Origin of the sequence: Gordonia ajococcus (genome assembly GCF_012974285.1) — a bacterium.
Classification (GTDB): domain Bacteria; phylum Actinomycetota; class Actinomycetes; order Mycobacteriales; family Mycobacteriaceae; genus Gordonia; species Gordonia amicalis.
The window spans coordinates 3,996,782-4,011,607 of the sequence record NZ_CP052884.1 but is presented as its reverse complement, the minus strand read 5'-3'; the positions used below and the strand labels follow the sequence as shown (position 1 = coordinate 4,011,607).

General features: G+C 68.8%; 1 protein-coding gene (running past one end of the window). It reads left to right on the top strand.

Going from position 1 to position 14,826, the window contains the following annotated elements:
• On the top strand, positions 1-14,826 hold the 3' end of the coding sequence (locus GAA2_RS18240; protein WP_191834500.1) for a non-ribosomal peptide synthase/polyketide synthase. It extends 19,593 nt beyond the left edge of the window; 14,826 of the gene's 34,419 nt are visible here — the last part of the coding sequence; its start codon lies beyond the left edge, outside the window; the stop codon is at positions 14,824-14,826.

Here is a 14,826-nt window from a genome sequence, read left to right as displayed (position 1 = left end):
GTCCGCAGGCACGAAGTCCTGCACACGTCATTCCCGGCCGTCGACGGCGAGCCGTACCAGAAGATCGGACGCGCATCGACGATCGCAGCCCGGTTGGACTGGGACGTCGTGGACTCCGAGGAGGAGATCGCCGGGGCCGTCGACCGCGGATTCGACGTCGCCAAGCAGTGGCCGATCCGGATCCGGTTGTGGCAGGTCGACGACGGCGAACACATCCTCGCGATCGTCGTGCACCACATCGCCTTCGACGGCGAATCGATGGGCCCGTTCGTCTCCGATCTCGTCGCGGCGTATCTCGCCGAGATCGAAGAGCGCGACCCCGACCTCGCCCCGTTGGAGGTCCAGTTCGCCGATTTCGCGATCTGGCAGCACACCGTGCTCGGGGCGTTCGACGACCCGTCGTCGACCGTCGGCGGACAGCTCGACTTCTGGAGGAGTGCGCTGGCCGGGCTCCCGGACCTGGTGGAGTTGCCCACCGACCGTCCCCGGCCGGCAGTCGCCACCCGGCAGGGTGATCGGGTCGAGATGTCGATCCCCGCGGAGATCGCCGACCAGATCGGCAAACGGGCCACCGAACTCGGTGTGACACCGTTCATGGTGGTGCACGCGGCGTTGGCCGCCATGGTCGCCAGATTGTCGGCGAACGACGACATCGCCATCGGCACACCCGTCGCGGGCCGCGGCCAGGCGGTGCTCGATCCGCTCGTCGGCATGTTCGTCAACACCCTCGTCCTGCGTACCCAGGTCGACTCGGGGGCGTCGTTCGCCGATCTGCTGGACCGTGCGCGCGCAGCCGATGTCGAGGCGATGTCGAACGCCGACGTCCCCTTCGAAGTGGTCGTCGACGCGCTCCGGCCGACACGATCGGATGCGTTCGCGCCGTTCACCCAGATCTGGCTCACGTTCGACCAGACTGCTCTGCCCGAGCTGGCCGGTTCAGATCTTGCGGCTGGGGAGATAGCCGGCCTGCAGGTCGCGCCGGTCATCACCGGCTCGGTCCCGGCCCGCGTCGATCTGCTGGTCGGAGTCGTGCCCGGCGAGGGCGACTGGCGTATCGCGCTGCTGTACGCCACCGACCTGTTCGAGGCGACCACCGTGCTGACCTTCGGCGACTATCTCGTCGGAATCCTCGAGGCGGCACTGGCGGATCCGTCGGTGGCAGTGGGTGACCTCCCCCTGCGGGCGCGGGACCACGGTGGCCCCGCGGCGGCCCAGGCGCCGGAGTCCTCCTCGGTCGCCGGAGGCGCCGGCTACCGGGTACTCGATCCGCTGGAGGGCACAGACCCAGAGGTACTCGCCGTCAGCGGTCCGAGCACCGCACCGGTCCTGCTGCGGGAGATCTTCGCCGAGGCCGCCACGACCTGGGGACCACGCCAGGCAGTCGTCGACGCAGAGGGAGCGACCCTCACGTACGCGCAGCTCGACGCAGAGTCCAACCGGCTGGCCCGATGGCTGCTACGCCGCGGGGTCGGGACCGAGACCCTGGTCGCCCTCGCCATCGGCCGCTCCGCCCGGTTGTTGACCGCGATCTGGGCGGTGGCCAAGACCGGTGGCGCATATGTGCCCATCGATCCCGACTATCCGTCCGAGCGGGTCGCGGCGATGGTCGAGGACTCCGGAGCCGTTCTCGGCCTCAGCGTCTCAGGGTCCGGCGAGCTGCCGCGGGGCCGGTTCGGCAGCTGGGAGCGTCTCGACGATCCCGGCGTCGTCGCCGAGATCGAGACGATGAGCGCCGATCCGATCGTCGATGAGGAACGGCCGACACCGACGCGGGTGCACAACACCGCCTACGTGATCTTCACGTCGGGATCGACCGGGCGGCCGAAGGGTGTCGTCGTCACCCACACCGGTCTCGCGAACTTCGCCGCCGAGGAACGGAAGCGTTCCAGCGCAGACGAATACAGTCGCGTGCTGGGCTTCGCGTCGCCGAGCTTCGATGCGTCGGTGCTGGAGTACCTGCTGGCGACCGTCAGCGGTGGTGTCCTGATCTACCGTCCGAGCGAGGCGGTCGGCGGGCCGGAGCTGCAGGACTTCATGATGCGGCAGGCGGTCACCCATACGTTCTTGACGCCGACGGTCCTGTCCACGTTGCAGTCCACGGCGCTGCCGGCCCTGCGCGTCGTCTACGCCGGCGGCGAAGCGGTGCCTCAGGCACTCAAGGACGACTGGGCGACGATGCGTCGGATCCAGAACCTGTACGGCCCGACCGAGACCACCATCGGTGTCACCATCAGCGAGCCGATGCATATCGGTGCGCCGGTGTACCTGGGCCGTCCGATCGACGGCGTCGGGCTGCTGGTCCTCGACAACCGGCTCAAGCCTGTGCCCGTCGGAGTGCCCGGTGAGCTGTACGTCGTCGGACACGCCATCTCGCGTGGCTACCTGGACCACCCGGCGCTGACCGCGGTGCGGTTCGTCGCCAATCCGTACGGGATTCCCGGGGACCGCATGTACCGGACCGGTGACGTCGTGCGGTGGCGCAAGGACGACTCCGGCCAGGTCGTACTCGAGTACTCGGGCCGCAGCGACGACCAGGTCAAGCTGCGCGGTCTACGCATCGAACTCGGGGAGATCGAGAGCACGCTGACCTCGCACCGTGCCGTGGACTCCGCGGTGGTGGTCGGGGTCGGCGGGTCGGTGGCAACGGCGCTGGCCGCATACGTGGTCGGCGACCGCGACTCGATCGATGTGACCGAACTGCGGACACACCTGTCCGAACGGCTACCGGCGCACATGGTTCCGGCGTCGATCACGGTGCTTGACTCTCTGCCGCTGACACCGGTCGGCAAGCTCGACAAGGCCGCACTCCCAGAGCCGGTCATCGAGGTGGGGGAGTACGTCGCCCCGGCCGACGATGCCGAAGCCCATGTCGCCGCGGTATTCGCCGATGTGCTCGGCGTGGAACAGGTGTCGGTCACCGACTCGTTCTTCGATCTCGGGGGCAATTCTCTGTCGGCGACCAGGGTCGTCGCCCGTGTCAGCGAACGCCTCGGCCGGCCGGTCTCCGCGCGTGACCTGTTCGATGCGCCGAGCGTGCGTGCCCTGGTGGCCGGCACCGCTGGACGTGACGCCTCGGGTCGCGAACCCCTGGTCGCGGGTCCGCGCCCGGTCCGCATCCCGCTGTCCTACGCCCAGCAGAGAATGTGGTTCATCAACCAGTTCGACACCACCTCACCGGCGTACAACGTGCCCGTCGCATTGCGGGTGGCCGGTGACCTCGACCTCGACGCGCTGCATGCCGCGGTCACCGACACGGTGGCACGACACGAGGTGCTGCGCACCGTCTTCCCCGCCGAGGACGGCACCCCTCACCAGCAGGTGCTCGACGTGGATGAGGCCGCCCGACGCCTGGACTGGCGGACGGCCGGGAGCGCCGACGACATACGTGCCGCTGCCGTCGAGGGTTTCGACGTCAAGCGCGATCTGCCCATCCGGGTCCGGGTGGCCGAGGTCGACGCCGGCGACCACCTGGTGCTCCTCGTGACCCATCACATCGCCTCGGACGGCGAGTCGGCCCCCGTCCTCGCCCGCGATCTGGTCACCGCATACGCCGCCCGGGTCAGCGGCCGGGCACCGGAATGGCGGGCCCTCCCGGTGCAGTACGCGGACTTCGCCCTGTGGCAGCGCCGGGTTCTCGGAGACCCGGACGACCCCTCTTCCGTTCTCGCGGCACAGATCGAATACTGGCGGGGGCGCCTCGTCGACCTGCCTGAGGTGTTGCCCCTGCCCACCGACCGCCCACGGCCGCCGGTGTTCGATCCGACCGCGGGCCGGGTCGACTTCACCATCGAGCCCGCGGTCATGGGCGCGGTGGGTGAACTCGCCGGTGCCGTCGGCGGGACACCGTTCATGGTCGTCCACGCCGCGCTCGCCGCGACCCTCGCACGCGTGGCCGGGACCGACGACATCGCGGTCGGCGCGGCCGTCGCCGGACGTGGCGAGGCCGCACTCGACGAGATGGTGGGCATGTTCGTGAACACGGTGGTGTTGCGAACCGTCGTCGACTCTGCGGAGTCTGTCCGCGACTTGCTCGCCCGCGTTCGGCAGGAGGATCTCGACGCGTTCGCGCACGCCGATGTGCCATTCGAGCAGATCGTCGAAGCGATTGCGCCGCAACGATCCACCGCGCATGCACCGCTCTTCCAGGTCGGCTTCAACTATCTCGTGGAATCCGACCAGGAAGACATCGCCGAGGCACTCACGTCGTTCGGGGTGGGCTTCGAGGAAGCCGCCGCCCCCGCGACGAAGTTCGACCTCGCCTTCGCTTTCACCGAACGTGCCGGTGAGTCCGACGCCCGGGAACTCCGCGGTGAGGTCTCCTTCGCCGCCACACTTTTCGACACGGATACCGTCGACCGTTTCGTCGGTGTGCTCCGCCTGGTCCTGGCCGCGATGACTGCGGATCCGGACCGACCGGTCGGGGAGATCGCCATCGTCGACGACGAGACACGCGCTCGGCTGGCGCCTGTGGCCCTCGCCCGTACCGAGGGTGTCCAACCGGCCACCTTGACCGACATGCTCGCCGCGCGAGACCTCGACCTCGATCGCCCCGCGGTGATCGAGGGGGACCGGGTCATGACCTACCCTGAGTTCGAGGCGGTGACCAACAGGTTCGCCCGAGAACTCATCGAACGTGGCGTCGGTCCGGAAATTCCCGTAGCAGTTGGCATCTCGCGGTCCATGGAGTCGGTGATCGCGGTGTGGTCGGTCATCAAGGCCGGCGGCGCCCACCTTCCGGTGGATCCGCGGCACCCCGCCGACCGGATTCGTCACATGCTCACCGATTCGCGGGTGTCGGTCGGTGTGACCGTCGCGGGCGACGCGGCGTCCTTCCGTGGGCTGACCGACACCGACTGGGTGGTGCTGGACGATCCCGCGACCGGCGCCCGGATAGCGGGTCGGTCGGATGCCCCGATCGCCGACGGTGAACGCCTGGCGGCGGTTCGCCTCGACAACCTCGCCTATCTCATCTACACCTCGGGATCGACCGGGCGGCCCAAGGCCGTGGCGGTTTCCCACCGCGGCATCGCCGACCTCCTCTCCCGGCAGCTCACGGTGTCCGGGAAGGGGCCCGACGTGCGGGTGCTGCACGTGGCGTCACCGAGTTTCGACGCTGCGTTCTTCGAGTTGATGTGGGGTTACCTACCCGGTTTCACGACCGTGATCGCGCCGGCGGATGCCTATGCCGGCGAACCTCTGGCAGAGGTGGTCACGGCGGGCGGCGTCACCGACATGGTTGTCACGCCGTCCGTTCTCGGGACCCTGTACCCAGAGTTGATTCCCACGGTCCGTCACCTCCTGACCGCAGGCGAGCCCTGCCCGCCTGAGCTGGTGGCCCGCTTCGCGAACCTGAGTCCGATCTGGAACTTCTACGGTCCCGCCGAGGCCACGGTGCTGTCCACCGTCGGCGCGATGGTGCCGGACCGTCCGATCACGATCGGGCGCCCGATCCCCGGCTTCGCCGTGGTGCTCCTCGACAATCGTCTGCAGCCCGTTCCCGTGGGAGTCGTCGGCGAAATCTACGTCATCGCCGATGGCGTCGGCCGCGGATACCTCCATCGACCCGATCTCACGGCCGCGCGCTTCGTAGCCGCGCCGTTCGCGTCCCCCGGCACACGCATGTACCGGACGGGCGACCTCGCTCGCTGGACCGTCGACCACGAACTTCTCTACGCAGGACGCTCGGACTTCCAGGTCAAGATCAACGGTCAGCGAGTCGAGCTGGGGGAGATCGACGCCGCGCTGAGCGAGGAGCCGGGAGTCGATCAGGCGTTCACGCTCGGGATGGACAGTCCGACGGGGACCAAGCGCCTCATCGGCTACGTGGTGACCACGGAGCCTGCCGCCTTCGACGCCGAAGCCGCGCGGAAGCGACTGGCCGGGCGGCTCGCGGAATACATGGTGCCGTCGGCGATCGTGGCAATGGACGAGGTTCCACTCACGCCGACGGGCAAGCTCGACCGGACGGGTTTGCCGGTCCCGGGAATCGTCGACAACGACACCTTCGAGTCCCCGGCCACCCCGACCGAACAGGTCCTTGCCGACGTCTTCTCGATGGTCCTGGGTGACCCCCAGATCTCGGTTACCCGTTCGTTCTTCGAACTGGGCGGCGACAGCATCATGTCCATCCAGTTGTCCTCGCTACTCCGTGCCGCTGGACTGACCGTCACCCCGCGGGACATCTTCGAGTACCGCACGGTCCGGGCCCTGGCCGCTGTCGCCCGTAGTGGTGAGGGCGAAGTCCTCGCCGAATTGCCTGGTGGCGCAACCGGTCCGGTTACCGCGCCCCCGATGGCGCACTGGTTGCTCGAGCATGCCGCCACCCTCGCCGACATTGCCGACTTCTCCCAGTCGGCGGTACTGGCCCTACCCGACGTGTTCACCGAAGAACAACTCGCCCAAGTCATCTCGGCGGTCGTCGCCCACCATCCGATGTTGTCGGCGACGTTCGCGGTTGACGACGACGGCGTGCCGGTCCTGACCGCGGGCGGGCCGTTCGACGCGACAGCCGCGATCAGCATGATGGAGACCTCGGCACGACCCGGCGAGACAGAGTTCACTTCCACCGTGCTCGATGCCCACCGGCAGGCCCTCGGCCGACTCGATCCTGCGACCGGCACGATGGCGCAGTTCGTCGCGCTCCGGCCCACCGATGGGGAGAACGGCCGTCTACTCGTCGTGGTCCACCACCTGGCCGTGGACGCGGTCTCCTGGCAGGTGCTCGTCACCGATCTCGCCACTGCATGGGCTCAGGTGGCCGCCGGTGCGGTCGTGGAACTGCAGCCGGTTGGCACGTCGTTCCGCCGGTGGGCGGACGTACTCGCCGGCCTCGCCGACTCGAGCGACGCCGACCGGGCGTTCTGGAGCCGCCAGCTGCCCGCGGGGCCGCAGGCGTGGGCACCCCTCGATCGTGCCCGGGACAGGATGTCTACCGTCCGGAGCCTGGCCGTCGAGGTTCCCGCGGATGTCGCCGAACCGTTGCTCGTCGACGTACCGGCCGCCTTCCGATCGGCCGTCGACGACGCACTGATCGCAGCCCTCGCCGTCGCCGTCGGTGCGTCGGGAGAACTCGGGTCGGTACCGGTGCTGCTCGAAGGACACGGTCGGGAGGAGGAGGTCGCGCCGGGCGCGGATCTCGCCCGCACCGTCGGCTGGTTCACCTCGATCATGCCGATCGAAGTCGACGTGGCCGGCAGTACTCCCGCTGACGCCGCGGCACTGGTCCAGCGTGTCAAGGCGGTCAAGGAGACACGCCGGTCCATGCCTGCCCGGGGCCTGTCCTTCGGCTCCGCCCGCTACCTCGACCCCGCGTCGGGTCTGCGCGACCGGCCGCTACCCGAGGTGAGCTTCAACTACTTCGGCAACACCGCGGCGGCGGTGGAGAACGGTGACCTGGTCCCGTTCACCCCGGTGCCCGAGCGCTACAGCCTCCCGCCGACCGCATCGGGGGCGATGGCGGTCTCCGCGGTGCTCTCGGTGAACGTGTCGACGATCGTCGTCGACGGACGCCGAGTGCTGCACGCCGAACTCACCTTCCCGTCGGCGGTCCTCGACGACGCCGAGGTGACCGAGATCGCCGGTCGCTGGCTCGAGGCACTGCGGACTCTCGTCGGCTGGGTCGGCGACGGCGGCGTCCCGGGCCGGACTCCGTCGGATGTCTTGGCTCCCGGGCTGACCCAGGCGGAGGTCGACGATCTCACCGCACGTTTCGGCGACGCCGAGATCTGGCCGCTGTCCCCGCTCCAGCGCGGACTCTTCTATCAGGCCGAGCTGGCAGCGGAATACGAAGCGGCGGACGTGTACGTCACCCAGGCCACGCTGTCACTGCACGGGACGCTCGAGCCGGACCGGATGCGTCACGCGAGTCGACTGTTGCTCGCACGCCATGCGATCCTCCGGTCGGCCTACGTGCGCACGAACGCCGGAACCGTCGTCGCAGTGGTCCCGCCTGAGGTCGAGCCCGAGTGGTCGGTGGTCGATCTGCGCGATGTCTCCGCCGCCGAACTCGACGACCGCCGGAACGCGGTGGCCGACGCGGAGCGGGAATCGCGGTTCGAGATGGCGCGGCCCGGACTCATCCGCTTCGCGCTGATCGCCGAACCGGGCGACCGTCACAGCCTGGTGATCACCAACCATCACATCCTCCTCGACGGGTGGTCGGGACCGCTGGTGCTCACCGATCTCCTCGTCGCCTACTTCACCGGGTCGATCCTGACCGCGTCTGATGCGTCAGGTTACGACGCATTCCTGCGATGGTTGGGCCATCGCGATCGCGACGCCGGACTGGCGGCCTGGCGCGAGACCCTTGCCGGGGTAGAGGGTCCGACACTCGTCGCCCCGACACAGATGTCGCCGGAGCAGCGGCCCCTTCCGCGCGATCTCGCGGTCGAGCTCGACGCGGCGGCGGCAGCGTCGCTGACCGAGCTAGCACGTACGCGAGAGTTGACCCTGTCCGTGGTGCTGCAGACCGCGTGGGCGGTCCTGTTGTCGCGTATGACGGGGCAGCGGTCGGTGGTGTTCGGCGAGACCGTCTCCGGCCGGCCCGCCGATCTCGACGGTGCCGAGGCCATCGTGGGGCTGTTCATCAACACCCTGCCGGTCGCCGTCGACGTCGACCCCCGCGCAACGGTTGCCGACGTCATGGGACGGCTACAGCGCGCGAAGACCGCGGTGCTGGACCACCACCACATCGGACTCGCCGAGATCGCCGCGGCGATCGGGGAGAGCGCTCTCTTCGACACCCTGACGGTGTACGAGTCCTATCCGGTCGATACGTCGAGCGCGGCGGACGCCGTCGCAGGCGGTGAACTCGAGGTCCGCGGTGTGTCCGGGCGCGACGCGACGCATTACCCGCTGACCCTCGCCGCGGCGCCGTCGGCGGGTGGTCTCACGCTGACACTGAAGTACCTGCCGGACGTGTTCGACGAGCCGACCGTCGCCGGCTTCGCCGCGGTCGTCCGTCGGCTACTGGGATCGTTCGCCGCCGACCCCGAGCGCATCATCGGGCAGATCGAGTTGCTCGACGCCGAGGCGATGACCGCACGGCTCGCGGTCACGGGTGCGACGCCGGCCCCGGTGCTCACCCTCCCCGAGATGCTGAGTGGCTCCGCGGCTCGCCATGCGTCGTCGACCGCAGTGATCTACGACGGCAGTGCACTGACCTATGCCCGCGTCGACGAACTGAGCAACTCCCTGGCCAGGATGCTGATCGAGCGCGGTGTCCGCGTGGAATCAATGGTGTTGTCGGCCTTCTCCAGGTCCGACCTGATGTACATCGCGATGTGGGCGGTGGCCAAGGCCGGCGGGGTCCTCACGCCCATCGACCCGAAGTACCCCAGCGATCGGGTGCGGATGGTCGTCGAGGACAGCGGTGCGGCACTCGGCCTGGCCGAGGCCGCGAGCGTCGAGTCGCTCCCGGCCGGACCCGAGTGGATCGTCATCGACCACGCTGCCCTGCAGACGATCTCGAACCGGTGGCCGTCCGATCCGGTCACCGACGCCGACCGTGGGGCGCCGATCCGCCCGCACAACGCCGCGTACGCGATCTTCACCTCTGGTTCCACCGGACGCCCGAAGGGTGTCATGGTCAGCCACACCGGCTTGCGCAACGTCGCCGACGGTCTACGCGACAAGCACCGTTCGGGCCCCTCGTCGCGGTGGCTGGCAGTCAGCTCACCGGCCTTCGACGCCACGATGCTCGAGGTACTGGGCGCGTTCCCGAACGGAGCCACCCTGGTGGTGTCACCGGCGGACACCTACGGCGGACCGGAGCTGACGCGTTTCGTCGACGAGCACCGAACCACTCACGCGTTCCTCGTCCCCAGTGTCGCGGCGACCATGCCCGATGTCGCCGATGGTGTACTCACGAACCTCATGCTCGGGGGCGAAGCGGTGCCCGAGACCGAGGTCGCCCGGTGGGTCACACCGGATGGCGGGCGCACCCTGTACAACGGGTACGGCCCCACCGAGACCACGATCATCGCGATAACTGCTCGCGATCTCCGGCCAGGTGCGCGTGTGGTGATCGGCGATCCGATGCCCGGTGTCGCCCCTCGGGTCCTCGACGAGTCCCTGCACCCGGTCCCGGTCGGCATGGCGGGCGAGCTCTATCTGGCGGGGCCGGAGTTGTCGCGCGGCTACGTCAACCAGAGCGGGCTGACCGCCGAGCGATTCGTGGCGGACCCCTACGGCGAACCGGGGTCGCGGATGTATCGCACCGGCGATCTCGTCAAGTGGCGGTCTGACGATCAACTCGAGTATGTGGGTCGCACGGACTTCCAGGTGAAGGTCCGCGGTCTGCGTATCGAGACCGGCGAGGTCGAGTCGGCGCTGTTGCGAGTCGAGGAGGTGACCGCGGCGGCAGTCATCGCCGTCGAGCGCCCGGCGGGCACCGCACTGGCCGGTTATGTCACGCTCTCCGGCGGGGTCGACAAGACGCCGGGGCAGATCCTGTCCGAATTGGGGGCACTGTTGCCCGCCTACATGGTCCCCTCGAGTCTGATGGTGCTCGAACGGATTCCGCTGAACCCGATCGGCAAGGCCGACCGCCGGGCTCTCCCGGAACCCGAGTTCGCCTCCACCGAGACGGTGGCGCCGCGGAACCCGTCGGAGGAGGCGATCGCCGCAGTTTTCCGCGAGGTCCTCGCGGTCGACGATGTGTCGGTGACGGCGTCGTTCTTCGACCTGGGTGGTAACTCCCTGTCGGCGACCCGGGTCGCCGGACGGCTGTCGGAACTGGTGGACCGTCGAGTCGGGGTGCGCGATCTCTTCGATCATCCGTCGGTTGCCGAACTCGCCCGGCATCTGCCCCCGCCGGACGGAACCGGTGTCGCGCCGATCGTCGCAGGGCCACGGCCTGAACGTGTTCCCCTGTCACTGGCGCAGCAGCGCATGTGGTTCATCAATCAGCTCGACACCACGTCGCCGGCGTACAACATCCCGACCGGACTGCGTCTGCGGGGGCCGCTCGACGTCGACGCCCTGCAGGCCGCGCTCGGCGACGTCGTCGAGCGCCACGAGGTGCTGCGGACGACTTATCCGTCGATCGACGGCGACCCGGTCCAGGCGATTGCCGAACCGCGAGACGCCCTGCGCGATCTCGATTTCGCCGTGGTCGAATCCCAGGAGGAACTGATCGCCGCCGCGACGCGAGGTTTCGACGTGACAGTCGACTCCCCGTTACGGGTGCGCCTGTTCGCCGAGACCTCGGACGGGCGATCGCATCTGCTGGCCGTGGTCGTCCATCACATCGCTGCCGACGGTGAGTCCATGGGACCGTTCGTGCGCGACCTCGTGGTCGCCTACGAGTCGCGCCGCACCGGATCGGAGCCGAACTGGGCGCCGCTGCCGGTGCAGTTCGCCGACGTCGCGCTCTGGCAACGCGCCGTCCTCGGGTCCGTCGACGATCGCCGATCCGTTCTGGGACGACAGCTCGACTACTGGGTCGAGCACCTCGCCGGCATTCCGGACGTCATCGACATCCCCACGGACCGCCCGCGTCCCGCCGTCGCCTCGCAGCGCGGGGCCCTCGTGGAATTCGAGGTGCCGCCCGCCGTCGCGGACAGGACGGCACAAACCGCGCGACTCCTCGGTGTGACACCGTTCATGGTGGTTCACGCAGCGCTCGCCGTGCTGCTGTCGCGACTGTCGGCAGACGACGACATCGCCATCGGCACGCCGGTCGCGGGTCGTGGCCGGCGGGAGATCGACGACCTCGTCGGAATGTTCGTGAACACCCTGGTTCTGCGCACTGAGGTGAGGCCGGGAACGACTTTCGCCGAGCTGGTCGACCAGGTCCGCACGACCGACCTCGACGCGTTCGCCAACTCCGACGTGCCGTTCGAGTATCTCGTGGAGAAGCTCAACCCCGTCCGGTCACAGTCGTTCGCGCCTCTGTCCCAGGTGATGCTGACATTCGGTCAGCCCTCGCCGTCCGCGCCGGACGCCGACGTGGACGGGGACGACCTGACTGTCGAACCGGTGGCCCCGGCCGACTATCCGGCTCAAGTCGACCTCACCTTCGGGATCACGACGGCGGGATCGGGCGATCCTTGGCACGGATCCCTGATCTACGCCACCGACCTCTTCGACGCCGCGACGGCCGAGCGCATGGCTGACCAGTTGGTACGGGTACTCGACAGCGCCACGGTGGATCCCGGCCTCGCGGTCGGCGACGTTCCGGTCTTCGACCAGGACACCGCGCAGGTGGCCGAGTGGGAATCTGGACCCGACGTGTCGGTGGCGCCCGCAGTGCTACCCGATCTCGTCGGACGACAGATCGCCGCCACCCCGGACGCGACCGCCCTGGTGGTGGAGGGCCGGGAGGTCTCTTACGCTGAGTTCGGTGGACGCGTGGCCCGTCTGGCGCGAACCCTGATCGAGCGGGGTGTCGGGCCAGACGTGCCGGTGGCAGTCGCGATTCCGAGATCGGTCGAGCTCCTGGTCGCCGTGCACGCCGTAGTCGCCGCGGGCGGACACTACGTCCCGATCGACGTGGATGCGCCGGCGGATCGGCTGCGCCATATCGCGACGACCGCAGGGGTGCGACTGGCCCTGGTGGCCGGCGCAGGAGAGCAGCTCCCAGACCTCGATCTGGACCGTGTCGTCGTCGACTGTGACGAGCCCGTCGGACGCCATGCACCCCGTTGGGTGTCGGCCGAGGAGCGCACCGGCGTCCTGCTACCGGACCACCTCGCCTACACCCTCTTCACCTCCGGCTCGACCGGGCGTCCCAAGGGTGTCGCGGTCTCGCACGCGGCGATCGTCAACCGCCTGGAGTGGATGCAGGGCGCCTTCCCGATCGCCGGTGACGACGTGGTGCTGCAGAAGACCCCGGTGACGTTCGATGTGTCGGTGTGGGAGCTCTTCTGGCCGTTGATGACCGGCGCCCGACTGGTCATCGCACGCCCGGACGGGCATCGGGATCCGCACTATCTGGCCCAGGTGATCGCCGACCAGGCGGTGTCGACCCTGCACTTCGTCCCGTCCATGCTCTCGACATTCCTCGAGGTGATCGGGCCGGACGGCGTCGGACGTCTCGACTCCGTTCGGCGGCTGTTCACTTCCGGTGAGGCGTTGCCGGTGTCCGTGGCCGCGGACGCGTCGACGAGGCTGCCGGAGGTGAGCGTGCACAACCTCTACGGGCCCACCGAGGCAGCGGTGGACGTCACCCATCACCCGGTGTCGGCGGGCGACACCGTCATCCCGATCGGCGTACCGGTGTGGAACACGACGGTGCGGGTTCTGGATGCGCGATTGCGTCCGGTACCCGTCGGGGTCAACGGTGAGCTGTACCTCGGAGGTGTGCAGTTGGCTCGTGCCTACTCGAGTCGCGCCGATCTGACGGCCGACCGCTTCGTCGCCGATCCGTTCGGTGCCCCGGGCGCACGTCTCTATCGCACGGGCGACCTCGTCCGGTGGAACGAAGGCGGGCAGTTGGAGTACCTGGGCCGCACCGATTTCCAGGTCAAGCTACGTGGTCAGCGCATCGAACTCGGTGAGATCGAGTCGGTCGCCGCATCGGCTCCGGGCGTCGCGCACGCGGTCGCGGCGGTCGTGGAGGCAGCCGGCGAAGAGCGCCTGGTGGGTTATGTCGCCGGGGCGGACCCCGCAGCCGTCGATCTGGACGTCGTCAAGGACGTCGTGGCCCGGGGCCTACCCGAGTACATGAGGCCCACTGCATGGGTCGTCCTCGAGGAGATGCCCCTCAGCGCGGCGGGCAAGATCGACCGGAAGGCTCTCCCGCAGCCTGTTGTAAAGCCGGCGGAATACGTGCCGCCGGCAGACGAGACCGAGTCGCTCATCGCCGAGGTCGTCGGCGAGGTTCTGGGGATCGAACGCGTGAGCGTGACCGAGTCGTTCTTCGACCTCGGTGGCAACTCCTTGTCGGCGGCGCGCGTCATCGGACGATTGCGTGAAAAGACCGGTCGTGCGGTCGATCTCGCGTGGCTCTTCGCAGACCCGACCGTGAGAGGTCTCGCCAGCCGTGTGCTCGCAGATCTCCGGGCCGAATCGTCGGCCGCGCTGACCGGTGACATCGTGATCCCGCTACGGGCCGAGGGACGGGGTGCGCCACTCTTCTGTGTGCATCCTGCAGGCGGTCTGGCGTGGTTCTACGGCGGTCTGGCGCCATATGTGGCGGACCGGCCGATCTACGGCGTACAGGACCCGCACGTGGTGACGGGTGAGGAACCTGCCGATTCGGTCGTGGAGATGGCGCGTCGTTATCTGAGCGAGATCCGCGCGGTGCAACCGACCGGCCCGTACCACCTGCTCGGTTGGTCTCTCGGTGGTGTGATCGCCCAGGAGATCGCGGTGCAGATCCAGGCGTCCGGAGAGACCGTCGGGCTCGTCGCGCTCATGGACGCGGCCCCGTCGGTGGCCGATCTCGCCCGCGATGATCGCACGGAGTCCGAGCCTGATGTGGCCGAACTGCTCGGGGCATGGCGGACACTGTTCGATCTGGAACCCGCCGACGGAGGGGAGGCGACGCCGGAACAGGTCGCCGAGCTGATCCGGACCCAGCTGCGGGCCACCGGACTGCTCGACGACGATCAGATCGACCGGATCATGACGAGCTTCCGCGTCGCCGACACCGTAATGGCCGAACACACGCCGTCGGCGCTGTCGGGTGACGTCGTCGTGTTCACCGCCATCGCCGACAAGGAGAATCCCGCCCGGGTGGCGGCGAGTTGGCGACCTTACGTCAGCGGCGACGTCGTGAACCACGACGTCGACGTCCCCCATCTCGGCATGGCCGATGGAGCGGCCCTCGCCCTGATCGGTCCGTTGTTGGACAAGGCACTTCGGATCTTGCCGGCACAGTGA